The sequence below is a fragment of the Streptomyces sp. MS19 genome (genome assembly GCF_047200595.1).
Classification (GTDB): Bacteria; Actinomycetota; Actinomycetes; order Streptomycetales; family Streptomycetaceae; genus Streptomyces.
The window spans coordinates 128,514-149,780 of record NZ_JBJZOH010000003.1 but is presented as its reverse complement, the minus strand read 5'-3'; the positions used below and the strand labels follow the sequence as shown (position 1 = coordinate 149,780).

Here is a 21,267-nt window from a genome sequence, read left to right as displayed (position 1 = left end):
GCGCGATGGCGCGGCTGGCCTCGGGCGTGGTCCTGGTGACGGCGCACGACGACGAGGACGGGCCGCGCGGCGCCCCCGCCGGGATGACGGCGACCGCGTTCCTGTCCGTCTCGCTCGCCCCGCCGCTCGTCCTCGTCAGCGTCCGCACCGGCTCGCGCATGGACGAGCTGCTGGAACGGCAGCCGCTGTGGGCCGCCGCGGTCCTCGGTGAGGGGCAGCGCGCGACGGCCGCGCGCTTCGCGATGAAGGGGCGGCTGAGCGATCGCCTGCTCTTCCAGGACGTCCCGCACACGCTCGGCGGCGTCACGGGCGCCCCGCTGGTGGCGGGCGCGCTGGCCACGGTCGAGTGCCGCACGGCGCAGCGCGTCGCGGCGGGGGACCACACGCTGGTCGTCGGCCATGTGCTGACGGCCGACGTGCCGCCGCAGCCGGGCGGCCCGCTGCTCTACTACCGCGCCGCGTACCGGGCGCTGCCCTGACGGGGCGCGTGCCGCGCGGCGCGCTCCCCCCGTACGCGCCTCACTCCCAGTCGCCCCGGCGCCCGCGCCCCCGCTTCACATCGGCCCGGTGGTGCTTGGCCCGCAGGCGCCGCTCGACGACGCCGCGCGGCGTCCTGCGGGCGCGGCGCTCGGGCGGGGGCGGCGCGGTCGCCTCGGCGAGCAGCGCGGCCATGCGCCGGGCGGCGGTGTCGCGATTGCGCCACTGCGAGCGGTGCTCGCTGGCGTATACGACCAGCACGCCGCCGTGCAGCCGCCCGGCGAGCCGTTCGAGGGCGCGTTCCCGCCACACGTCGGGGAGCGCGCGGGTGGCGGCGAGGTCGAAGCGCAGCTCGACCTGGCTGTCGGTGGTGTTCACATGCTGCCCGCCCGGCCCCGACGAGCGGGAGAAACGCCAGTGCAGCTCGGACTCGGGCAGGCTGACGGCGCCGCGGATGGGATAGGGACCGGACATGCGTTCCATGATCCTGCGGCGCGGCCGGCCCCGCATACCGGTTTTCCGCCCCGCCCGGCTTTTTCACCTCCGCGCCAGGAACCCGGGCAGGTGTTGCCTTCGTTGGGGTCGGTAAGAGTAACGTCATCGCAAAGACGATCCTGAGCGAAACGGAACAAGGGGAGCAAACATGGGTGTGAGCCTGTCCAAGGGCGGCAACGTCTCGCTGACCAAGGAGGCTCCTGGTCTGACGGCCGTCACGGTGGGCCTCGGCTGGGACGTCCGCACCACCACCGGCGCGGACTTCGACCTGGACGCGAGCGCCCTCGGCGTGAACCCGGGCGGCAAGATCGTCTCGGACCAGCACTTCGTCTTCTACAACAACCTCAAGACCCCGGACGGCACCATCGAGCACACCGGTGACAACCTGACCGGCCAGGGCGAGGGCGACGACGAGCAGATCAAGGTCAACCTGGCGGCGCTCCCCGCCGACGTGGACAAGGTCGTCTTCCCGGTCTCCATCCACGACGCGGACAACCGCGGCCAGAACTTCGGCCAGGTGCGCAACGCGTTCATCCGCGTGCTGAACCAGGCCGGCGGCGCCGAGATCGCCCGTTACGACCTGACCGAGGACGCCTCCACCGAGACGGCCATGGTCTTCGGCGAGCTGTACCGCAGCGGCACGGACTGGAAGTTCCGCGCCGTCGGCCAGGGCTACGCCTCCGGCCTCGCGGGCATCGCCCAGGACTTCGGCGTCAACGTCTGACGGTCTTCCCGGCCCTGCCCAGGGCGCGCCCCCGCCCTCCTGCGGCCACCGCAGGGGGGCGGCCCGTCCCCGGCGGGCCCGCCGCTCGGCCGGTCCTCGTGCTCACTCCACGCGGACCCCCAGCTGGGCGGCGAAGTGCGGCGCGAGGTCGAGCAGTTGGGACGGGCTGATCACCGCGCCCGACAGGCGGTCCCAACCGCGTGTGATCTCCAGCGCCGCGGCCCCCCGCAGGTCCACGTCACGCAGCGTCGCCGCGTTCAGGTCGGCGCCGCGCACCTCGCAGTCCGTGAACGCGACCCGTTCGAGCCGCGCGCCCCCGAAGTCCGGCTCGACCAGCAGGCAGTTCTCGAAGACCACATCGGTCAGCGCGGCCTGCCGCAGGTTCAGGAAGTCGATCTTCCCGCCGCGCACCCGCACGCGCGTCAGCGTCGCCCCGCTGAGCTGGAGGCCGCCGAGCCTGGCGTCCCGTATCTCGACGTCCCGCAGCTGCGCCTCGCTCAGATCGGCGCCGACGCCCCGCACCTCCTCCAGCGCGCTGTCCACCAGCCGCGCGCGCTTCAGGACCGCCTCGTCCAGCACGCAGCGCCGCAGCGCGCAGTCCAGGAAGTGCGCGCCCCGCGCCCCGGCGCCGCTGAGATCAAGGCCCTCGAACGCGACACCGTCGTAGTCCCCCTCCGTCTCCAGCGCACCGCCGTCGAACGGCCGCAGCTCCGGCAGGGAGAACTGCGGCGCCTTCGGGCCCGCCACCGGTTTCGACTTCCGCGCTTCCACCATGCGGCCATCGTGCCGTACGCCACTGACAGTCACCGGAACGGCGCCGCTTGACCTCAAGCGGGCTTGAGCTTCTAGCGTGGGGCCGCCACGCCCCGCCCTCCCCGTACCGGAAGAGAGCCGCCCATGCGCGCCGTCCGCCTCCACGCCTTCGGTCCCGCCGCGAACCTCCGCGCCGAGACCGTCGAGGACCCGGCCCCCGCCCCCGGCCAGGTCCGCGTCGCCGTCGAGGCGGCCGGGGTCCACCTGATCGACACCGTGCTGCGCGCGGGCCCGCGGGGCGCAGGGGCGTCCCCCCTGCCGTTCCCCGAGCTGCCGACGATCCCCGGCCGCGAGGTCGCCGGCACGGTCGACGCGCTCGGCGACGGCACCGACCCGTCCTGGCTCGGCCGCCGCGTCGCCGCCCACCTGGGCATGGTCCCCGGCGGCTACGCCGAGGCCGCCGTCACCACGCCCGACCGCCTCCACCCCCTGCCCGACGGGCTCCCCGCCGACCACGCCGTGGCGCTCGTCGGAACCGGCCGGATGACGGTCGGCGTCCTGCGCTTCACCGACCTCACGCCCGCCGACATCGTCCTCGTCCTGGCCGCCGCCGGGGGCATCGGCGCGCTGCTCACGCAGTACGCGAAGCACCGCGGCGCGACCGTCGTCGGCGCGGCGGGCGGCCGGGCGAAGGCGGACGCGGTGGCCGCCCTCGGCGCCGACCTGGCCGTCGACTACACCGACCCCGCCTGGGCGGACCGGGTGCGCGCGGCGTACGGCGAGCGGCCCGTCAGCGTGCTGTTCGAGGGCGTCGGCGGCGGCCTCGCGGCGACGGCGGCCGGGCTCGTCGCCCCCGCCGGGACGCACCTGTCCTACGGCAACGCGTCGGGCGGGCCCGAGGACGCCCCAGGACCGGCCGACATCGTCCGCCGCCCGGCCGTCGGCCCGGCACTGCTCGAACGCATCGGCGGCCCGCGGAACATGCGCCTGCTGGAGGAGGAGGCCATGGCGCTCGCCGCCGACGGCACGTTCACGCCACTCGTCACCCGCTTCCCGCTGGCGGAGGCCGCCCGTGCCCACGAGGCGCTGGAGGGCAGGGCGACCACCGGCAAGGTCGTGCTGGTGACGGACCACTTCAGAGACTGAGCGGCAAGGACTGAGCGGCGGGGCGCGCCTCAGACCCGTACGGCCTCGATCAGCACCAGCCCCTCCGGGTGCTGCAACGGCGCCCGCACGCCGACCGCCTCCAGCACCCGCCCCGGCAGCGTCACCCCGCCGTCCGCCCACCAGGCCAGGTCCTGCTGACGCCGCCCCCGCACGGCGTCCCCGGGCGCGAGCGGCGTCAGCCGGTAGTCGGCGTCCGGGTCGAGCCCCGGCAGGCTGACGCGTCCGGGCGGGGACTGCACGGTCGTCGCCATCTGCGCCAGCGCGTAGACGGCGCGCGAACGGTCGTCCGCCACCACCCCGTGCACCCACAGCGCCGGGTCCGGGTGGTCGCCGCGCACGACCGCGCCGCTGTGCAGCAGCCCCCGCAGCCGCTTGTACAGCGCGATCCACTCGCCGAGCGCCGCCTTGTCCCCGGCGGTCGCCCGCGTCAGGTCCCACTCGATGCCGAAGTGGCCGAAAAGCGCCGTCCCGGCGCGGAAGGCCAGCGTGTGCGTGCGGCCCGTGGTGTGCGCCTCGGGCGCGCCGACGTGCGCGCCGAGCAGTTCGGGGGGCAGCAGCAGGCCGGTCCAGCGCTGGATGAGCTGCCGCTCCAGGGCGTCGATGCAGTCGCTCGTCCAGACGCGGTCGGTGCGCTCCAGGATGCCGAGGTCCACGCGTCCGCCACCGGAGGAGCAGGATTCGATCTCCAGGCGGGGGTGCCGGGCGCGCAGTTCGTCCAGGAGGCGGTAGACGGCCTCGGTGTGCGCGTGGACGCCGGCCTGCCCGGTGGGGCTGTGCCCGGCCTCCACGAGGTCGCGGTTGTGGTCCCACTTGATGTACGTGAGGTCGTACTCGGTGACGAGCGCGTCGAGCCGTTCCAGCAGGTACGCCCAGCACTCCGGGTGGGCCAGGTCGAGGACCTGCTGGTGGCGCGACTCGGGCGGGACGCGGCCGCCGGTGGAGAGTATCCAGTCGGGGTGCTCGCGGTAGAGGTCGGAGTCGGCGTTGACCATCTCCGGCTCGAACCAGAGGCCGAATTCGAGGCCGAGCCCGCGCACGTACTCGGCGAGCGGGTGCAGCCCGTCCGGCCAGACCGCCGCGTCCACGAACCAGTCGCCGAGGCCCGCGTGGTCGTCGCGGCGCCCGCGGAACCAGCCGTCGTCCAGCACGTACCGCTCCGCGCCGACCTCGGCGGCGGCGTCGGCGAGCTGCTTGAGGCGGTCGACGCCGTGGTCGAAGTAGACGGCCTCCCAGACGTTGAGCGTGACGGGCCGGGGCGAACGGGGGTGGGTGTCGCGGCCGCGCAGGTGGCCGTGGAAGCGTGCGGCGAGTTCGTCGAGCCCGGTGCGGCCGTAGCTGCCGTACACCCAGGGCGTGCTGTACGAGTCCCCGGCGCCGAGGGCGACTTCGCCGGCGAGCAGCAGTTCGCCGCCCGCGAGGAGCGAGACGCCGAGGTTGGTGCGCTCGGCGAGGGACCGCGCATTGCCGCTCCACGCGACGTGCAGGCCCCACACCTCGCCGTGCCGGAAGCCGAAGTCCCGCTCCCCGGCGGCGTGGACGGTGACGGCGTCGGTGCCGGTGCGGCCCCTGCGGTTCTCGCGCAGGTGCGAGCCGATGGTGAACGCGTGCCGCTGCGGGGTGCGTTCGCGCAGGTGGCGGCCGGTGAGGTCGAGCAGTTCCGTGGCCCGGTCGGGGACGGGCAGCGCGAGGAGGACGCCGGAGAGGGTGAACGGGGCGGCGTCGTCGGCGGCGGCGGTGCTGGTGACGGTGGCGCGCTGGCGTACGAGGCCGGAGTCCGTCAGTTCGATCTCCAGGCGCAGCGCGAGGGCGGCCGTGGTGTCCTCGGCGGTGACGACCGCGCGCCGCTCGGCCGCGTCGAGCGCGGTGACCGTGAAGGCGGTGGAGAAGTCGGCTCCGGCGCGGTGGCCGGTGAGCCCGGGGGTGCCGAGCCAGCCGGCGGAGTGCTCGGGGAGGACGGCGACGGGGACGACCTCGTCCAGCGTGTTGGACGGCATCTGCGGGACGCCCGCGCGGACGAGCGCGGCGAGGGCGTCCTGCGGCAGCTCGCCGAGGTCCTGCCCCCAGTGGGCGATCCGGGGCAGGCCGGTGCCCGTGGCGTCGAGCACGAGGCTGGTTCCCGAGGACCGGAAGTGGAGGAACGTCCCGTCGCGCATCTGTGATCCTTTGATCGATCGTGTTCGGTCTTGCGCGTTCATTCTGGTCAGCGCGGCCCCCGCGCCGTCAAGGGGCCGGAGACCCCCTCGCCTCACCCCCGCGCGCGCACCGCCCCGACGACCTCCCCCGCCCGCGCGGGCGGCACACCGACCGCCACCAGATGCGTGACGGCGGCGAGCGACGCGTCGTCGTCGAGCTGCCCCCGGTCGATGCTCTCCCACAGCGAGAAGAGCACGTCGCGCAGCACGGCGGCCATCACGGGCGGCGACAGGTGCCGGGCGAAGCGGCCCTCCGCCTGCCCCCGCGCGAGCACCGCCCGCCCCTGCTCGAACGCGGGCGCGAGCAGTTCGCCGAACCGTTCCTCCCCCAGGTGATGGCGGCCGAGCGACAGCAGCATGCGGTACCGGTCGCCGACCCGCCACATCTGGAGGGCGAAGCGCGCCAGCGCCTCCTCCGGGCCGTCCCCGTCGCGGCGGGACGCGGCGACGGCCTCGACGATCGCGGCCGAGGCGTCGTCGGCCAGCGCGTCGAGCAGGGCGTCGCGGCCGGGGAAGTGGCCGTACAGCGTGCGGCGGGCTACGTCGGCGGCCTGCGCGATCTCGTCCAGCGTCGCGTCGGGGCGGGCGCCCAGTTCGCGGCGGGCTACCTCCAGGATGCGGGCGCGGTTCGAGACGGCGTGGCTGCGCCTGGGGGCGGCGGGCTGGGTCATGGCGGCGGGGGCTTCCGTACGAGGGGGCAGGCAGGCTCACGGCCATATTTGCACATCGCAGTGCAAGTATCTAACCTGCACATGGATGTGCAATGAAGCGTGCCGCCCCCTCCCGACCCCGCACCCAAGGACCGGACCATGCCCCTCGTCGCTTCCACCCCCGTGGACCGGATGACCGGCCCCTACGCACGGCGCCGGTGGGCGCTGCTCGTCCTCTGCCTCAGCCTGCTGATCGTCGTCATGGCGAACACGTCGCTGATCGTCGCCGCCCCCGACATGACCCTCGACCTGGGCCTGGACAGCAGCGAACTCCAGTGGGTCATCGACGGCTACACCGTCCCGTACGCCGCGCTGATGCTGGTCCTGGGCGCGGTCGGCGACAAGTACAGCCGCCGCGGCGGACTGCTCGCCGGACTCGTCGTCTTCGCCGCGGGCTCCGTCCTGGGCAGCCTGGCCGGCAGCACGGGCCTCGTCATCACCGCCCGCGTGGTCATGGGCGTCGGCGCGGCCACGATCATGCCCGCCACGCTCTCACTGCTCGTCGCCACCTTCCCCCGCGCCGAGCGCGCCCGCGCCATCACCGCCTGGACCGCCACCTCCGGCCTGGCCATCGCGGCGGGCCCGCTGGTCGCGGGCTGGCTGCTGGAGAGCCACGCGTGGGGCTCGACGTTCCTGATCAACGTGCCGGTGGCGGCCGTCGCGTTCGCCGCCGCGCTGCTGGTCGTCCCGCCGTCGCGGGCCGCCGACCCCGGCCGCCTCGACCTCGTCGGCGGCCTGCTGTCGATCGTCACGGTCGGCGCGCTCGTCTACGCGATCATCGAGGGCCCGCACTTCGGCTGGGGCACGGGACCGGTCACGGCGGCCGCCGTCGCGGGCGCCGGCCTGGTCGCGTTCGTCCTGTGGGAGCTGCGGCACCCGCGCCCGCTGGTGTCGATGCGCCTGTTCCGCGACCGGGGCTTCACCGGCTCGATGCTGGCCGTCCTCCTCTTCTTCCTCGGCACCTTCGGCGCGATCTACTACGCGACGCAGCACCTCCAGTTCGTCCTCGGCTACGCGCCGCTGGAGACCGGCGTACGCCTGCTGCCGCTGGCGGGCGCGGTGTTCGCGGGCGCGGCGCTCACGGGCGTGCTGACGCCCCGGCTCGGCGTGCGGATCATGGTCGGCGCCGGCATGGCCATCGGCACGGTGGGCGTCCTGCTGCTCACCGGCATCGACACCGGCTCGGGCTACGGCGACTTCCTCGCGCCGTTCCTGCTGCTCGGCTTCGCCATCGGCCTCAGCATCTCGCCGTGCACGGACACCATCATGGGCCTCTTCCCCGAGAGCGAACTCGGCGTCGGCGGCGGCCTGAACGACACCGCGCTCGAACTCGGCGGCGCCCTCGGCATCGCCGTCCTCGGCTCGCTCCTGGCCACCTCGTACCGCGACGACCTCACATCGGCGGTGGGCGACCGGCTCCCGCCCGAGGCGCTGGACACGGCGCAGGACTCCATCGGCGGCGCCCTCGCCGTCGCACAGCGGGTCGCCGAGGACCCGTCGGCGGGCCCGGAGGCGGCGGGTCAGCTCGTCGCGGCGGCGCACGACGCGTTCGCCACGGCCGTCTCGCACACCAGCCTCGTCAACGGCATCATCATGGCCGCCGGAACGGTCGCGGTGCTCCTCGTCCTCCCGCGCCGCTCCCGGGGCTGACGTGGCTGACGGGCCGCGTCAGCCCGGCACGGCACGCGGCAGCCCGGCCACCGCGACCGCCCGCCGGAACCGCACGTCCCAGTCCCACCACACCCCCGCCGTCAGCCCGCCCGCGACCTGGAGTCCGGGCGGCTCGACGGAGGCCCACAGGTACGGGTCGCCGCCCTCCTCGCCCGCGAACCAGCGGGCGGCGTCCGGCAGATCGGCCCGCCAGCCGGGGAGGGCGCGGTAGATGCGGTCGAGGCCGTCCCAGTGGGCGTCGGTGAAGTGGCGCCAGTCGAGGCAGTAGACGCGGTCCACCGACATCCACTGCGCGGCGAGCGCCCCGGCGGGCGCCTCGTCACCGGTGCCGGGGGGCAGTTCATCGTCGTTGTCGTAAAACCACTCACGCCCATCCACCGGCCCAGTGTCCACGACAGGCAACCCACCCGACACCGGGGGCTCACCCCCCGGACAGCGCCCCCCACCGGGACGGGGAGGAACCGGTCCTCTCGGGCGTGCGGGGAGGAGGGTGCGCCACCGGCGATCCGACGGCATCGTGGGTCCTGTTGGAGTGATGGTGGTCCATATGCAGAGACCGTCCGGGGTGGAGACGGTCCCGAACGTCCACACGAGGTCATCGGCCCCAACGATCCGCCCCGGCAACCGGATGGTCCGAGCAGTCCGCGCCCGCAACACCTGAACGTTCAGCGCATCCCCGTGATCCCGCAGACTCAGCCACCACGGCCGCCGCGAACGCGCCACCGCGATCAACACATCCACCACCGGCACCGCACCCGCCCACCCCCACCGCCCCAACTCCGCACACGCCCACACCCGGGCCTCGCCCGCCTCACCACCAGTGAAAAGCCGAGCAGCATGCGGCATCACGACTCCTCCACCGGCACAGCAGCCCACAGGTCGGCGACAGCATCCTCCACAGCCGACTCGGCCACCTCCCGCCGGAACACCGCAGCCACCGCAGGAAACAACCGATCCACGACCGGCCGCAACTCCGACGCACTCCCCAACCCAGCCAACCGCACCACCAACTCGTGAGGAACGACCTCCGGCCAGTAGTGCATCCCACCCCACGAGTCCGACGGGTGCGCAACCAACGGCACCAACCGCTCGCTAACCCGGCACGTGAAGCACGCCTGATACGTCCACCCCGGCCCCGAACCCGACGCCACCAGAGCAACCGCCACCAACTCACCCGTGGTGGCCTCGCAGTACATGCAACGCGGCAACAGACTCACCCCTCCTCACCACCCTCCGGCTCCTCGGGCTTCGGTTCCGGGCGAGGCAGGACAGGCCCCTCCAGCCCGGTGATGACGGTGATGTGGGGGTTCTCCTCCCGCACCGGCGCCACCGTCAAGTAACGCGGGAGGGGACGCGGCATCTCATCCACAGCGCCCCCCGAACACCCGCCCCAGCGCCAGGTACAGCACTTCCGGGTCAGTCAGGCAGTCACCGGTGGGCGGCACGACCAGCCACCGCACCTCACCATCACCGACCCACGGACCCCCGACCCGATCGGCGGCCGGGACAGCGAGGCAGTACCCCCGCCCGAGCGCCAACGCACCGGGCGGCCACCCACGGTCGTTCGCCGCCCCCGGCGGCACCAGCCAGTACATGACCCCATGCGCCGGGTCCTCGATCACCGGCCCCGTGATCCCGGCCAGCCGCAGCCGGTGAAACGCGTACAACCCCTGGAAAGACGGCACCCGCACCGCGTCGAACACCTCCCCCAACGGCCGGATACGCACCTGGCCGGGGGGAGGCAAGCGCAGGATTGGCGTGGCGAAGGTCATGGTCTGCTCCTTGGGTGGAGGGGAGACCAGTGACGCTACTTACGGTCGTCGAGTGGTGACAGGCATGCGGGGTGGCCGTCCGGGACAGTGCATGGGCGCCGGGGGCACGTTGCGTAGTCCTTCAGAAGACACCGAGGAGCAAGGCCAGTTCGCGGTGGTCATGGGACATGGCCCGTGCGCGTTTGTCGCGCACCTCGCGGAACACGTCGGCGGCGAGCCGCTGGTGCCGGAGCCACTCCGGTGAGGTGCGCGACAACCCGAGCAGGATCGTCAGCGCCTTGTCGCCGGACCGCAGGGCCGCGTGTGCCTGCGCGACCGTCAGCATGTGCCGCCGTCCGAAGGGCGCGTTCGCGGGTGGCGGGGGCATCTTGGCGGCGAGCGCGAGGGCCATCCCGGGGTTGTCGGTGGTCATGTGGTTCTCGATCGCCTGGTACGCGACCGTGCGCCAGTCGAACCGGCCCCAAGCCGCCTGGCTGACCGCCTGCTTGCCACCCAGCGCGATCCCCGCCGCACGGGCCAGACGCAGCATCTCCCGCGCCTCCTGCGGCCTGTTGTTGCGGGCCGCCGCCGATGAGCCGTGGACCAGCAGCTTGCCCCACGCGCCGAGCGACGCACGCGAGGCGCGCGACAGCCGGGGTTCGGTGCCGTCGGCCGTCGTGACCGACACGGCCTCGGCCTCGTCCAGCCGTCCCTGCCGGATCAGCGACCACCCCTGCTGGTAGACCGCCGCCGCCACCCCGCCCTGGTCACCCGCCCGCACCGCGTCCTGCACAGCGTCCCGCAACGCCATCTGCGCCAGATCGTAGGCGCGGACCTGCACGAGGTACCGGCCCGCCATCTGGAGCACGCACGCCCGCAACCGCAGCGCGTCGGCCTCCTGCGGGCCGCTGTCGAAGTGGCGGACGGCGAGGTGGGCGGACCGTACGAGCGCGGGCAGCCGCTCGGCGACCGTGCCGTAGTCGTCCCGGTAGTACGTCTCCGCGAGCAGGTCCACGGCCTGCCACATCGCGCCCAGATCAGGGTCGCCGCTCTCCACGGTGTCCGCCGGGTCGAGGGCCCCCGTCGCCGTCACCGGCGGGGCGATGACCTGGCGCAGGGCGAGGAGCGCGTGGTTGTCCCCGTCGTCGTCCCGCTGGTCGCGGTGCGGAGCGGAGGCGTCGAGGAGCTGGGAGGTACGGACGCCGAGGGCCCGCGCGAGCGTGTGATACGTCTCCAGGCGCGCCGTACCACCGCGTTCGATCTTCTTCACCACGCCGAGACTGAGTCCCGCCCGCTCGGCGAGCTGCTGCTGGGTGAAGCCGAGACCGAGCCGGATGCCACGCAACCGGTTCCCCGGCGGGCTGTCGGTGTCGCCATGCATGACGGTCCCCGTCCGCTACTGGTCAGCGAGTCACTTTCCAGCATAGAACGGCGATTTGGCACGGCTGGATACTGTCATCTCCCCCCGGGCATCGACCTCGGCAGAGGCCGCCCGCCGCAGGGAAGAACCGAAGTGTCGCTGACGCCCGCTCCGTTGACGGGCGCGGAGTTCGCCGGACGGCCGGCGCGGGCGCCCCGGCCCGGTGGGAAGACTTACTGAGCGCCCCGGAAGAAGCTTCCGGGGTGCTTGTCGTTCCGGGTCAGGCGGCCGTGAGGACGCCGACGTGTTGTGCGAGATCCCGCAGGTCATCCCGGTAGGCAGGGCGTGGGCGTTTGAGCAACCTCTGCACCGCGTCACGCGCGAGGGGGCTGTACTGGATTTCCTCGGGTGACGCCTCCCTGATCTTCTTGAGCATGTGGACGGTCGCGTAGTCGTCGCCGACCAGCCGGTTGGCATGCATGACCTCGACCAGGTAGCGAGTCGTGCGCTCCAGGGGCAACACGCCGCCGGGCGCCGGTACTTCGACGTTGTCGGCCAGGCGCAGGGCCTCCGCCGCGTCGCCCTCTTCCGCTGCCAGGTGGACGGAGTGCATGGTGACGTTGGTCGGGCCGAACGCGGTGTGCCAGTCGTTGCGGTCGTGTCCGATCCGGGCGGCGACGACATTGGCTTCCCGTAGCAAGTCCCAGGCGGCCGGGGCGTTGTTGCCCCGTACGGCGGCGACGGCGCCCACCAGGTGGAGCGCGCCGTAGGCGGACAGGTGGTCGGGCTCCGCGTCGTCCGAGGGCCGGATGTGTTCGATCGTCGCGCGTGCGAGGTCCAGGGACTCGTGGACGTCGCCCGAGGAGACAAGGATGCCCGCGACGTTCCATGCCGCCGCGCCGATCAGCGCCGGGTCGCTCGTCTCGTCGGCCAGTTGCATGGCCCGGTCAGCCGCCAGCAGGCCGAGCTTTCGCTCGCCGACACGTCGCAGGTACACCTGGTGGAGGTGCAGCAGGGACACCAGTTCCCGCACCGCCGCGGTCTCCGCCGGTCCTCGGGATGTCCGGACGGTGAGGTACGCCTCGGCCAGCAGGCCGGGCAGCAGGCCGCCGACCGGCCCGTACCGCTCCTTGTGCGTCTCGTAGATCTTCCACACCTCGGTCACACGCTCGGCCAGCTCCGGTACGGACAACGGATCGCCCGGCAGATCGGCGGTGAGCACGCTCGGGGGCGTGTTCAGTGCGCGACGGATGGCGGGTACGGCGGGGTGTTCGGCGCCGCCCGCGACCGCCAGGGAGACGGACGGTCCGATGAGGTCGCCGAGGTCGCTGACCCCGAGGACGCGTCCGATGTCGAGGAGGAGGGACAGCCGATCCACGGGAATGAGACCTCGCTCGACTTTGGACACCCAGTCCTCGGTCCGGCCGATGAGACCCCCGAGGACCGCCTGGCTCTTGCCGGCGCGCTGGCGGAAATACTCGATTCGCTGACCGATGGTCAGCTCGGGTACCTGATGCATGGGAACGCCTTTTGGGTTGGCACTCATCGCCAGAGTAAGGCCGCCGCCACAGAGACCGGCCGAGATGCTGAAGGCACCAATCCCTTCGGGGGCACTCCACGCGGCCCCCATGCTCTTCCCGGGGCACAGCCATTGCGCTGAACGCATGAGAACAACCCTGGTCCCGGGACAGAGGGAATGACGCCCCACCGGCTGGCAGTCATCAGAGGGGCATCAATGAGGGACGCGACCGTGGCACTCCCAGCCGGTGACACAAACGTCCTGCGGTCAGATGGTTGACGCCCAGGCGGGCAGGATGGCGGTGTGATCTGGAGGAACCTGGGTGAGCGCACCGTGTACGAGAATCCGTGGCTGCGGGTGAATCTCGCCGATGTGGAGCTGCCGGACGGGCGGCATCTCGACCACTATGTGATCCGGCAGCGGCCTGTCGCCTTGGCCACCGCCGTCAACGAGGCCGGTGAGGTCCTTCTGCTGTGGCGGCACCGGTTCATCACCGACACCTGGGGCTGGGAGATCCCCGCGGGCGTGGTCGAAGACGGCGAGAGCATCGAGGACGCCGCCGCCCGCGAAATGCTCGAAGAGACCGGCTGGCGCCCCACCGGCCCGCTCCATCGCCTCCTCACTGTCGAGCCCTCCAACGGCCTCAGCGATGCCCGCCACCACATCTACTGGGCCCGAGGCGCCGAGCACCTCGGCCATCCCCAGGACGACTTCGAGTCCACCCGCCGCGCCTGGCTTCCCCTCAAGGCCATCCCCGACCTCATCACCCAAGGCCACATCCCCGCCGCCAACACCGCAGCCGCCCTCCTCCTGCTCCACCACCTCAACCCCTGAAGGCCCCCATGGCAATGCTGTCCGTCACCGGCCACATGGATCTCGCCGACGAGACCGTTCCCCTCGTCCGCACCGCGCTACGGGAACTGCTCGCGGCATACGAGCCGGGGGAACTCGTCGGTGTCTCGTGCATCGCCGCCGGGGCGGACAGCCTGTTCGCCGAAGCAGTCCTGGAACGCGGCGGACGGCTGGTCGTCGTCACATCGTCGCGGGACTACCGGGACCGCAAGGTCAAGCCGCAGCACGCCGACCAGTACGACCGACTGATCGGGGCCGCCTCGGAGGTGGTCGTCATGCCGTTCGACACGGCCGGTCGGGAGGCGTACGAGGCCGCCGGGAAGGAACTCCTGCGCCGCGCCGACCGGTTCGTCGCCGTCCAAGCACGCGACACCGGACTCGACGTACACGTCATCTGGCCCCAGGCGCCACCCGCGCCTGAGCACACGCAGGCGTTGTCGTACCCCCGGTGTAACGTCCGGGGTGAGCGTCGAAGGAGGTGCGGTGGGTGGCTGCGACAGGTGAGGCCGTCGTGGCGGTGTCCCGGCGAGTCGAGGCATCAGCGGGGGACGTCTTCCGGGCCCTGGCCGATCCCGGGCGGCACCGGGACTTCGACGGGTCGGGGATGCTGCGCGGCGGTGACTTCGCCGCCGCGATCTCGGGCGTCGGCGATGTCTTCGTGATGCGGATGCACGCCGAGCGCCACGGCGACTACGAGATGCGCAACCATCTCGTCACGTACGAGCCGGACCGCCGCATCGGCTGGGAGCCGACGCCGGGGCGCGGCCACCCCGACGCCACGGCGCCGGAGAACGCCTGGGGCCACCGGTGGATCTTCGACCTGGCCCCGGACGGGCCGGGGGCGACAGTCGTGACCGAGACGTTCGACGGCTCACGCCTGCCGGAGGACAAACGCGCGGAAGTGGACAGCGGACGCGCCTGGTGGCAGGAGCAGATGACGAGCACCCTGGAACGCCTCGCCGACCTGTGCGCCGCCCGGTGAACGCCGAACTCGCCGCCCTCAAAGGCGCTTTGGACCGCCAGCGCGAGCACGTCCTCGGCATCCTCGACGGGCTCTCGGACGAGAACCTGCGGCGGCCGGTGCTGCCGAGCGGCTGGAGCTGCCTGGGGCTGGTGCGCCACCTCACCATGGACGTCGAACGCTTCTGGTTCCCCGGCGTCATCGCGGGCGACCCGGACGTGGCCGGGCAGCTCGCGGCGGGCGCCGAGGCGCACTGGTCCGTACCCGAGGGGATGACCGCCGGGAAGGTCTTCGACGGCTACCGGGCGGCCATCGCCCGCGCGGACGCCGTACTCGCCACCGCCGCGCCCGAACAGGAGCCCGCCGCCTGGCCCGTGGAGATCTGGCCGGTCTGGCGGCTGCCCGACGTGCGGCACGTCCTGCTCCACGTGATCGTCGAAGTCGCTTGCCACTGCGGCCATCTGGACGCGGCACGCGAACTGATCGACGGCACCACCTGGCTCGGCGGCAGCCCCTACGCCGACTGAGCGCGGTGACCCGGCAAGGTTCCGCCGGGGCCCCTGCGGGGCGGGCGGCGGTGATCTTCCGCGAGACCTCCGCCCTCCACGGCGTCCCCACCAGCCCGCGCGACGACGCACACCGCGCCGTCGCACGGACGGCTTGGTCGTCCACCCGCAGGTAGGCCGTCAGCAGGCCCGCCTCACGCGCAGGGAACACGTCGTCCGCCGGGCGATCCCCCACGTGCAGCACCTCGCCCGGCGCGGCCCCGGCGAGGTCGGCGACCCGGCGGAGGAACCACGGCAGGCCGTGAGATCGCCCCTCCGCCCGGCAGGCCGCCGCGGCGCGCGTTACGCGCGGGGGGCCGCGCCGCGTAGCAGGGTGTCGATGACGCGGGCTGCGAGCGCGTCCGGGTCGGCGCCGTCGGCGGCGTCGCGCAGGGACTCCCCGATGAGCGCGTAGTAGACCCGGCGTACCCAGTCGAGGTCGGCCGCCTCGTCGATGAGCTTGTCCGCCCGCGCCCGCTCCAGCACGGCGACGCAGCGGCGGGCGATGGCCTCGTGGAGCGCGGCGGCCTCGCCGCCCGCGTCGGCCGGCTGCTCCAGCGCGAACGCCCAGGCGCTCTTGACCTGGAGGACGTTGGCGGTGATCCGGTGCATCGCCACCAGCGGCGGCGCGGTGTCCGGCCTGCCGTCGTCCACGGCCTGGACGAGCTGGCGGGCCGCCGACGACGCCAGTGCCTCGATCAGCGCCTGCCGGTTGGCGAACCGCCGGTGGATCGTCGTCCTGGCCACCCCGGCGGCCGCCGCGATCTGCTCCATGGACGCGCCGGGGTCCTCGGCGAGCACCCGCTCGGCCGCCTCCAGCACCGCGCGCACGCTGCGTTCCGCGTCCGCCCGCAACGGCCGCGCCACCGTCTCACTCATCACGCCTCCCACTCGACCGCCCGCCGGTTCACCCGGTTTCCGCGACAGATCCTACAGCTCCGATGCATTCCCGCCACTAACTGCATCGCTACTGTTGCGTTTCTAGAGATTACCGGTACTGTCTCATCCCAGTTAGCGCCCAGCGCCGATCGACCGAAGGGAAAGCCATGCCCCGCACCGCGCTCATCACCGGAGCCTCGTCCGGCCTCGGCGCCGAGTTCGCCGCCCAGCTCGCCGCCCAGGGCCACGACGTCGTCCTGGTCGCACGGTCGGCCGACCGGCTCGCCGCCCTCGCCGAACGCCTGACCGCCGAGCACGGCGTACGCGCCCACGTCCTCGTGCAGGACCTCGCCGAGCCGGACGCCGCCCACCGCGTCGCCGGCGAGCTGGCCGGCCGCGGCCTGAGCGTGGACCTGCTGGTCAACAACGCGGGCTTCGGCACCTGCGGCCGCTTCGAGGAGATCCCGGCGGCCAGGGACCACGACCAGCTGATGGTCAACGTCGTCGCGCTCGTGGACCTCACCCACCAGCTGCTGCCCGGCATGCTGGCGCGCGGCCACGGCGCGGTCGTCAACGTCGCCTCCAACGCCGGTTTCCAGCCGTCCCCCTACTTCGCCGTCTACGGGGCGGCCAAGGCGTTCGTCCTCAACTTCGGCCTCGCCCTGCGCCAGGAGTACCGGCGGCGCGGCATCCGCGTGCTCACGCTGTGCCCCGGCCCCGTCGAGACCGCGTTCTTCGACACCATCGGCACCCGCAAGGCCGCCGTCACCGGCTCCATGACCACCCCCGAGCCCGTCGTACGCGCCACGCTCCGCGCGCTGGACCGCGACCGCGCCTGGATCGTCCCCGGCTTCGGCAACGCCCTGGGCGCCCACCTGACGCCCCGCCGCCCCCGCACCCTGGTCGCCGCCCTCGCCGAACGCGTCACCCGCAAGGTCCTCACCCCTCCGGCCGCCACCCCGGCCCCGCAGCAGGAGCACGCCGCGTGAGATCCGTCCCCGCCCCCGTCGGCGCCGCCTCGGCGATGCTGCTCGTCGGCACCTCGACGGCCGTCTCCGCCACCATCGCCGACTACCCCGTCCTCGCCGGGCAGGCCCTGCGCTACGCGCTCGCCGCCGCGATCCTGCTCGCCGTCGTGCGCCACCAGCGCCTGCCCCGCGTCCGCCTGACACCGCGCGACATCCTGCTGCTGGCGGCGCTGGCCGCCACCGGCCTGGCCGGGTTCAACCTCTTCCTCGTCGAGGCCACCCGCCACGCCGGACCCGCCATGATCGCCACCGTCGTCGGCGCCGTCCCCCTCGTGCTCGCCCTCGTCGGGCCGCTCGCGGAACGCCGCCGCCCCGCCGCCAGGACCGTCGGCGCCGCGACCGTCGTCGCGCTCGGCGCGGCCGTCGCCGCGGGCCTCGGCTCGGGCAGCCCGGCCGGCCTCCTGCTGTCGCTCGGCGCGCTCGCCGGGGAGGTCGCCTTCTCCCTGCTCGCCGTCCCGCTGCTGCCCAGGCTCGGCCCCCTGCGGGTCGCCGCCTACCCCGCCGCGCTGTCCGTCCCCCTGCTGCTGGCCGCGAGCCTCGCGCTGGACGGCACCGCCTCCCTGCGCGCGCCCACCCTCGGCGAGGGCGCCGCGTTCGTCTACCTCGGCGCGATCGTCACCGCCGCCGCGTTCTTCCTCTGGTACGACGCGCTGCGCCGCCTCGGCGCGGACCGCGCCGGGCTCTTCGCCGGGCTCGTGCCCATCGGCGCGCTGCTCACCACCGTCGTGCTCGGCCTCGGCGGGGCAGGGCCCGCCGACGTCGCGGGCGCGCTGATCGTCGCGGCGGGCGTCGCCCTCGGGCTGCGGCAGCCGACGGCCCCGCGCCGGGCCCTGCGGCTCGTCGGGACGGCCGACAAGTCCTGATCCCGACCCCCCGGGGAGCAGCGGGTCGCCTATCGTGCCGTCCATGTCCCCAGACCGCCTCGCTGTCCTCCTCGTCGGCTACTTTCCCGGCGACGAGAAGGACTTCGCCGCCCGCATGGACGCCGCCGCGGATCAGCTCACCGCGCGCGGCGCCCACGTCACCGGCCGGATCGTGCAGCGCCGCGGCGTCTCGCACGGCGGGGTGCGGAAGATGGCGCTGCCCCTCTCCCCCAGGACGGTCCTCGGCCCAGGCAAGGTCCGCGAGGCGGCGGACCTCCGCGAGCGAACGGGCGCACAACTCGCCATCTTCGTCGCACCGTCGGCGCTGACCGAACGACAGCGCTCCGCCCTGACCGAGGCCCTCGGCTGCCCGGTCGTCACCCTCGCCGAGGCCCTGGAGCGGCACTTCGGCCGATGACCTGCGGGGCCGTCCGGCCCGGGGACAAGCGCGTGCGTGCGGACAGACGGCACGACCGGCGTCACCGCCCGGGGACGGCTTCCCGGGCAGCGCTCAGTACTCCGAGGAGACCGAGGAGTACGCGGCGGGGTTCCACGCCCGCACACTCGCACCGCGCGTACAGCAGCCCCAGGTCTGGGACGACCTCACCGGCACGGCCGCGAACGTCCTGCCGACGGACCGAATCCCCCGATCCCTCCGGACGTCAGCCGATGACCCGCTCGTCCGTGTAGGCGAGGATGCGGGCGATGTCCCACGCGTGGTGCGCCGCGTCGTGGGCGTTGTTCAGCGCGACGTCCTCGGCGGACTGCCCGCCCCGCGCCACGTGTTCGAGCACGATCCCCGTGTCCAGCGCCGCCGACACCGACTCCGCCCACGCGGCGACCGCCCACCGCAGCGACCACAGCGCGCCCGCCAGCGGCACCTCGTCGTAGCGCCGCACCCGCGCCAGCAGATCCTGGTCGTAGCCCGGGACGTGCCGCGCGTCCGACAGCCGCGCGGCGGCGAGCCGTTCGGCCCAGTTACGGAGGTTGTCGGTGACGTGGCTGACGTACGCGGTGACGTTCCACGCGAGCCCGGGGAGCCGTTCGTCCCCCCGCCGCCCCTCGGTCAGCCCGGCGTACCGCGCGGGCAGCGCCGTCACCAGCTCGACGGCCCCGCGCGGCGTCAGCGACCACGCGAACCCGCAGTCACGGCACGGATCGCCGTACAGGCGCGCTCCCCAGAGTTCCACGGCGTTCCACCCTATGCCGTGCGACCATGCGGCATGCTCATACTCGTCTTCCTCTTCCCCTTACCGATCTTCGCCGCCGGTTCCCTCCTCGGCCTGATCACGCACGCGGTACGGCGGTTGCGCGAGGGCGGGCGGCCACGCCTCGCCAGCCCGTTCCCCCTGGCGATGGGGGCGGTCCTGACCGCGTGCGGGGCGGGGATGCTCCGGACGTGGGCGGAGTACGAGTACGCCTACAGCTTCCGCCCCGTCCACCTCTGCGCCAACTACACGGACCACCACGGCGAACCCGAACGCGAGACGACGATCCCGCTCAGCGTGGTCTGCGACGGCGTCGAACTCATACCGGCATGGGTGAACCCCACCTTCTTCGGCCTGCTGGCCTTCGCCGCGATCACCATGACCGCCGCCGTCGTCATCGGGGTACGCCGCGCGGCGGCCCCCTGACCCCGGCAGACCCGCGCGGCGACGGCACGCGTGCGAGCATGCCGCATGGTCACCCTCCTCGACAGCCTCACCATGCTGGCGCTCCCCGCCACCGTCGTCGCTCTCGCCCTGCTCACGGCACACACCGTGCGACGGTTACGCGAAGGCGGCCGGCCCCGCCTCGCGAGCCCCCGCCCCCTGGCCCTGGTGTGCTGCCTGTCCGTGTGCGCGGCGCTCCTGTTCCGCCTGTACGCGGAGTTGGAGTACGCCACCTCGTTCAAGGACCCGCAGGACATCTGCATCTTCAGCGTGGGCGCCAACGTCCGCCCCCAGACGCAGACCCGCTTCCCGCTCAGCACGGTGTGCCAGGGCGTGGAGGTGGTGCCCTCCTGGGTGAACCCCACCCTCTACGCGCTGCTGACCCCGGCGGCGGTCACCCTGACCGCCGCCGTCCTCGTCGTCACGGCCCGCCGCCTCCGCGCCGCCCCCACTGCTGCCTCCTGACACCCCCGCCCCCGCCCCCGCGCGGCCGACCCGTTTCCCTCGCCTGCCCGGTGGCGCCGAGGTGGGTGACGGCCCGGACGGGACGGTCCGTTCAGCGGGGCAGCCACCAACGCGCCTTGTAGATCCCGCCGTCCACCAGCCTCCGGCTGCCTGCGGGCCGGTGCAGGCTCACCGTCGTGGTCCACCACGACTCCCCCAGGCCCGCCTCCGGCACGTTGCTGAGGACCTGCCCGGTGCGCGGGTCGTCGCCGACGGCCTTCACGGACCTCCGGGAGATCTCGGCCGCGCCGGGGAAGTCCTGCACGAACGCCCGGCGCGCGATGTCGTACTGGTGCACCGCGGCGTTCGTCGTCACCCACAGGCGGCCCGGCCGCCCCAGCACGGGGGCGAGGTCGTGCCCACCGGCCGTCGCCCCCGGGGTGGCCACGGGCAGCGGCACCGCGAACCGCCGCCGCAGGCCAGGGCGCACCCGCGTGCCCGTGACCTCGTAGGCCACCAGTTCGTCGTCGCCCAGAGCCCACAGCACCCGGCGGTCCTGGTCCCAGTGCAGCCCGTGCGCGCCCTTCAGCTCCGCGTCGGTGTACCGCGTGGCGTACGGGCCGAGCGAGGCGGCGAACAGCCGGACCAGGGCGCCCGTGCTGCACGCGACCGCGACGTTGCCGTCCGGCAGGATCTCGGCGGTGTGGGGGTTGAGCAGGTCGTCCCCGGCGCCGAGGCCGCCCGCCCAGTACCGCCGTCCCGTCGGGTACTCGACGGCGGCCGCGAAGCCGAAGGACGCCGTGGTCAGCACGAACGTCCGGCCTCCGAGGCGCCGTGCCTTGGCCTCGTCGGGGTAGACCCAGCTCGTGTCGGGGTCGAGGTCGCGGTAGCGCGGGTCGCCCAGCGGGGAGAACGCCCACAGCACGGCGGACGGGCCGGCCGCCGGGTCCCACACGTCCACGCGGGGATCGAGCACCAGCAGCCGCCTGCTCGCCTGCTCGGCGACCACCACGGGGGCCGTGCTCCGGTGGTGGGCGGCGGCCTGCCCGGCGGCCCCGAGCGTGAGCCCCGCACCGGCCGCCGCGGCCCCGAGCAGCACGCCGCGGCGTGACCGGAGGGGAGAGTCGTAAGACATGGATCGCCCTTCGTCCGACGGCCGTCCGGCCGCCTGTGGGGAACGACGCGACCGGAATCTGCCATGCGGCACAAGAGGGAGAAAGTGCC

General features: G+C 73.6%; 23 protein-coding genes and 1 pseudogene. 13 read left to right on the top strand and 11 right to left on the bottom strand.

Translation table 11 applies throughout. The annotated features are described in order from the left end of the window. Window positions 1–5 precede the first annotated feature (5 nt). Complete coding sequence (locus tag ACL02R_RS04755; RefSeq protein WP_412795706.1) at window positions 6–479, top strand: flavin reductase family protein; 474 nt, start codon at window positions 6–8, stop codon at window positions 477–479. Window positions 480–519: 40 nt separating this feature from the next. Here the strand turns inward: ACL02R_RS04755 and arfB are convergent, their stop codons facing one another. Beyond that, entirely contained in the window at window positions 520–951 is a 432-nt protein-coding gene (gene arfB, locus ACL02R_RS04750) for an alternative ribosome rescue aminoacyl-tRNA hydrolase ArfB (RefSeq protein ID WP_398848254.1), read from the bottom strand. Window positions 952–1,120: 169 nt separating this feature from the next. Here arfB and ACL02R_RS04745 point away from each other — a divergent pair, with 169 nt between their 5' ends. Next, complete coding sequence (locus ACL02R_RS04745; protein WP_362961344.1) at window positions 1,121–1,696, top strand: TerD family protein; 576 nt, start codon at window positions 1,121–1,123, stop codon at window positions 1,694–1,696. A 102-nt stretch (window positions 1,697–1,798) separates the two neighbouring features. On the opposite strand, the gene ACL02R_RS04740 is transcribed toward ACL02R_RS04745, so the two are convergent. After that, window positions 1,799–2,470: a pentapeptide repeat-containing protein gene (locus ACL02R_RS04740; protein WP_412795566.1), complete on the bottom strand. Its 672-nt coding sequence runs from the start codon at window positions 2,468–2,470 to the stop codon at window positions 1,799–1,801. A gap of 123 nt (window positions 2,471–2,593) precedes the next feature. Between ACL02R_RS04740 and ACL02R_RS04735 the strand changes: the two genes are divergently transcribed. Then, window positions 2,594–3,595, top strand: a complete 1,002-nt coding sequence (locus ACL02R_RS04735) for a zinc-binding dehydrogenase (protein WP_412795565.1) — start codon at window positions 2,594–2,596, stop codon at window positions 3,593–3,595. A gap of 29 nt (window positions 3,596–3,624) precedes the next feature. Here ACL02R_RS04735 and ACL02R_RS04730 read toward each other — a convergent pair whose 3' ends face one another. Both ACL02R_RS04730 and ACL02R_RS04725 read right to left on the bottom strand, forming a co-directional pair. Further along, window positions 3,625–5,769: an alpha-galactosidase gene (locus ACL02R_RS04730; RefSeq protein ID WP_412795564.1), complete on the bottom strand. Its 2,145-nt coding sequence runs from the start codon at window positions 5,767–5,769 to the stop codon at window positions 3,625–3,627. A 92-nt stretch (window positions 5,770–5,861) separates the two neighbouring features. After that, on the bottom strand, window positions 5,862–6,479 hold the full coding sequence (locus tag ACL02R_RS04725) for a TetR/AcrR family transcriptional regulator (protein ID WP_412795563.1): 618 nt from the start codon (window positions 6,477–6,479) through the stop codon (window positions 5,862–5,864). Window positions 6,480–6,617: 138 nt separating this feature from the next. Between ACL02R_RS04725 and ACL02R_RS04720 the strand changes: the two genes are divergently transcribed. Further along, complete coding sequence (locus ACL02R_RS04720; protein WP_412795562.1) at window positions 6,618–8,168, top strand: MFS transporter; 1,551 nt, start codon at window positions 6,618–6,620, stop codon at window positions 8,166–8,168. A gap of 18 nt (window positions 8,169–8,186) precedes the next feature. Here the strand turns inward: ACL02R_RS04720 and ACL02R_RS04715 are convergent, their stop codons facing one another. The 4 genes from ACL02R_RS04715 to ACL02R_RS04700 form a co-directional block, all read right to left on the bottom strand. After that, entirely contained in the window at window positions 8,187–8,567 is a 381-nt protein-coding gene (locus tag ACL02R_RS04715) for a hypothetical protein (RefSeq protein WP_412795561.1), read from the bottom strand. A 983-nt stretch (window positions 8,568–9,550) separates the two neighbouring features. Continuing rightward, window positions 9,551–9,961: a hypothetical protein gene (locus ACL02R_RS04710; RefSeq protein WP_412795560.1), complete on the bottom strand. Its 411-nt coding sequence runs from the start codon at window positions 9,959–9,961 to the stop codon at window positions 9,551–9,553. Window positions 9,962–10,082: 121 nt separating this feature from the next. Beyond that, window positions 10,083–11,321, bottom strand: coding sequence for a helix-turn-helix domain-containing protein (locus ACL02R_RS04705; RefSeq protein ID WP_412795559.1), 1,239 nt, complete (start codon window positions 11,319–11,321; stop codon window positions 10,083–10,085). Between the two features lie 259 nt (window positions 11,322–11,580). Beyond that, window positions 11,581–12,819: a helix-turn-helix domain-containing protein gene (locus ACL02R_RS04700; protein ID WP_412795558.1), complete on the bottom strand. Its 1,239-nt coding sequence runs from the start codon at window positions 12,817–12,819 to the stop codon at window positions 11,581–11,583. Window positions 12,820–13,122: 303 nt separating this feature from the next. Here ACL02R_RS04700 and ACL02R_RS04695 point away from each other — a divergent pair, with 303 nt between their 5' ends. From ACL02R_RS04695 to ACL02R_RS04680, 4 genes and pseudogenes are all read left to right on the top strand, one after another. After that, window positions 13,123–13,653 (top strand): NUDIX hydrolase, encoded by a 531-nt coding sequence (locus ACL02R_RS04695; protein ID WP_412795557.1) that lies wholly within the window; start codon window positions 13,123–13,125, stop codon window positions 13,651–13,653. An 8-nt stretch (window positions 13,654–13,661) separates the two neighbouring features. Continuing rightward, window positions 13,662–14,072 (top strand): annotated as a pseudogene (locus ACL02R_RS04690) (hypothetical protein); the annotation flags it as partial. Between the two features lie 86 nt (window positions 14,073–14,158). Next, window positions 14,159–14,653 (top strand): SRPBCC family protein, encoded by a 495-nt coding sequence (locus ACL02R_RS04685; protein ID WP_412795556.1) that lies wholly within the window; start codon window positions 14,159–14,161, stop codon window positions 14,651–14,653. Continuing rightward, entirely contained in the window at window positions 14,650–15,159 is a 510-nt protein-coding gene (locus ACL02R_RS04680) for a DinB family protein (RefSeq protein ID WP_412795555.1), read from the top strand. The genes ACL02R_RS04685 and ACL02R_RS04680 overlap by 4 nt, the downstream gene beginning before the upstream one ends. A gap of 321 nt (window positions 15,160–15,480) precedes the next feature. On the opposite strand, the gene ACL02R_RS04675 is transcribed toward ACL02R_RS04680, so the two are convergent. After that, the gene (locus ACL02R_RS04675; protein ID WP_412795554.1) at window positions 15,481–16,056 is read right to left on the bottom strand and encodes a TetR/AcrR family transcriptional regulator; all 576 of its coding nucleotides are present in this window, start codon (window positions 16,054–16,056) and stop codon (window positions 15,481–15,483) included. A 167-nt stretch (window positions 16,057–16,223) separates the two neighbouring features. Between ACL02R_RS04675 and ACL02R_RS04670 the strand changes: the two genes are divergently transcribed. Genes ACL02R_RS04670 through ACL02R_RS04660 form a run of 3 tightly spaced genes read left to right on the top strand, consistent with a single transcriptional unit; the run spans window position 16,224 to window position 18,365 of the window. After that, window positions 16,224–17,045, top strand: a complete 822-nt coding sequence (locus ACL02R_RS04670; protein ID WP_412795553.1) for an SDR family NAD(P)-dependent oxidoreductase — start codon at window positions 16,224–16,226, stop codon at window positions 17,043–17,045. Further along, a complete protein-coding gene (locus ACL02R_RS04665) occupies window positions 17,042–17,947 on the top strand; it encodes an EamA family transporter (protein ID WP_412795552.1) in 906 nt (301 codons plus the stop codon). The genes ACL02R_RS04670 and ACL02R_RS04665 overlap by 4 nt, the downstream gene beginning before the upstream one ends. A 43-nt stretch (window positions 17,948–17,990) precedes the next feature. Then, window positions 17,991–18,365, top strand: coding sequence for a hypothetical protein (locus tag ACL02R_RS04660; RefSeq protein WP_412795551.1), 375 nt, complete (start codon window positions 17,991–17,993; stop codon window positions 18,363–18,365). A 244-nt stretch (window positions 18,366–18,609) separates the two neighbouring features. On the opposite strand, the gene ACL02R_RS04655 is transcribed toward ACL02R_RS04660, so the two are convergent. Continuing rightward, on the bottom strand, window positions 18,610–19,137 hold the full coding sequence (locus ACL02R_RS04655) for a hypothetical protein (RefSeq protein WP_412795550.1): 528 nt from the start codon (window positions 19,135–19,137) through the stop codon (window positions 18,610–18,612). A gap of 33 nt (window positions 19,138–19,170) precedes the next feature. On the opposite strand from ACL02R_RS04655, the gene ACL02R_RS04650 reads away from it, so the two are divergent. Together ACL02R_RS04650 and ACL02R_RS04645 are read left to right on the top strand one after the other, a co-directional pair. After that, window positions 19,171–19,581, top strand: a complete 411-nt coding sequence (locus ACL02R_RS04650; protein ID WP_412795549.1) for a hypothetical protein — start codon at window positions 19,171–19,173, stop codon at window positions 19,579–19,581. 45 nt (window positions 19,582–19,626) lie between these two features. Continuing rightward, window positions 19,627–20,064, top strand: coding sequence for a hypothetical protein (locus tag ACL02R_RS04645; protein WP_412795548.1), 438 nt, complete (start codon window positions 19,627–19,629; stop codon window positions 20,062–20,064). Between the two features lie 91 nt (window positions 20,065–20,155). On the opposite strand, the gene ACL02R_RS04640 is transcribed toward ACL02R_RS04645, so the two are convergent. Continuing rightward, on the bottom strand, window positions 20,156–21,178 hold the full coding sequence (locus ACL02R_RS04640) for a DUF6528 family protein (RefSeq protein ID WP_412795547.1): 1,023 nt from the start codon (window positions 21,176–21,178) through the stop codon (window positions 20,156–20,158). Window positions 21,179–21,267 lie beyond the last annotated feature (89 nt).

Bases quoted from the DNA above. Each gene is read 5' to 3' on its own strand.
- ACL02R_RS04755 (WP_412795706.1), top strand. From the start codon at position 6: ATGGCGCGGCTGGCCTCGGGCGTGGTCCTGGTGACGGCGCACGACGAC.
- arfB (WP_398848254.1), bottom strand. From the start codon at position 951: ATGTCCGGTCCCTATCCCATCCGCGGCGCCGTCAGCCTGCCCGAGTCC.
- ACL02R_RS04745 (WP_362961344.1), top strand. From the start codon at position 1,121: ATGGGTGTGAGCCTGTCCAAGGGCGGCAACGTCTCGCTGACCAAGGAG.
- ACL02R_RS04740 (WP_412795566.1), bottom strand. From the start codon at position 2,470: ATGGTGGAAGCGCGGAAGTCGAAACCGGTGGCGGGCCCGAAGGCGCCG.
- ACL02R_RS04735 (WP_412795565.1), top strand. From the start codon at position 2,594: ATGCGCGCCGTCCGCCTCCACGCCTTCGGTCCCGCCGCGAACCTCCGC.
- ACL02R_RS04730 (WP_412795564.1), bottom strand. From the start codon at position 5,769: ATGCGCGACGGGACGTTCCTCCACTTCCGGTCCTCGGGAACCAGCCTC.
- ACL02R_RS04725 (WP_412795563.1), bottom strand. From the start codon at position 6,479: ATGACCCAGCCCGCCGCCCCCAGGCGCAGCCACGCCGTCTCGAACCGC.
- ACL02R_RS04720 (WP_412795562.1), top strand. From the start codon at position 6,618: ATGCCCCTCGTCGCTTCCACCCCCGTGGACCGGATGACCGGCCCCTAC.
- ACL02R_RS04710 (WP_412795560.1), bottom strand. From the start codon at position 9,961: ATGACCTTCGCCACGCCAATCCTGCGCTTGCCTCCCCCCGGCCAGGTG.
- ACL02R_RS04705 (WP_412795559.1), bottom strand. From the start codon at position 11,321: ATGCATGGCGACACCGACAGCCCGCCGGGGAACCGGTTGCGTGGCATC.
- ACL02R_RS04700 (WP_412795558.1), bottom strand. From the start codon at position 12,819: ATGCATCAGGTACCCGAGCTGACCATCGGTCAGCGAATCGAGTATTTC.
- ACL02R_RS04675 (WP_412795554.1), bottom strand. From the start codon at position 16,056: ATGAGTGAGACGGTGGCGCGGCCGTTGCGGGCGGACGCGGAACGCAGC.
- ACL02R_RS04670 (WP_412795553.1), top strand. From the start codon at position 16,224: ATGCCCCGCACCGCGCTCATCACCGGAGCCTCGTCCGGCCTCGGCGCC.
- ACL02R_RS04660 (WP_412795551.1), top strand. From the start codon at position 17,991: ATGTCCCCAGACCGCCTCGCTGTCCTCCTCGTCGGCTACTTTCCCGGC.
- ACL02R_RS04650 (WP_412795549.1), top strand. From the start codon at position 19,171: ATGCTCATACTCGTCTTCCTCTTCCCCTTACCGATCTTCGCCGCCGGT.
- ACL02R_RS04645 (WP_412795548.1), top strand. From the start codon at position 19,627: ATGGTCACCCTCCTCGACAGCCTCACCATGCTGGCGCTCCCCGCCACC.
- ACL02R_RS04640 (WP_412795547.1), bottom strand. From the start codon at position 21,178: ATGTCTTACGACTCTCCCCTCCGGTCACGCCGCGGCGTGCTGCTCGGG.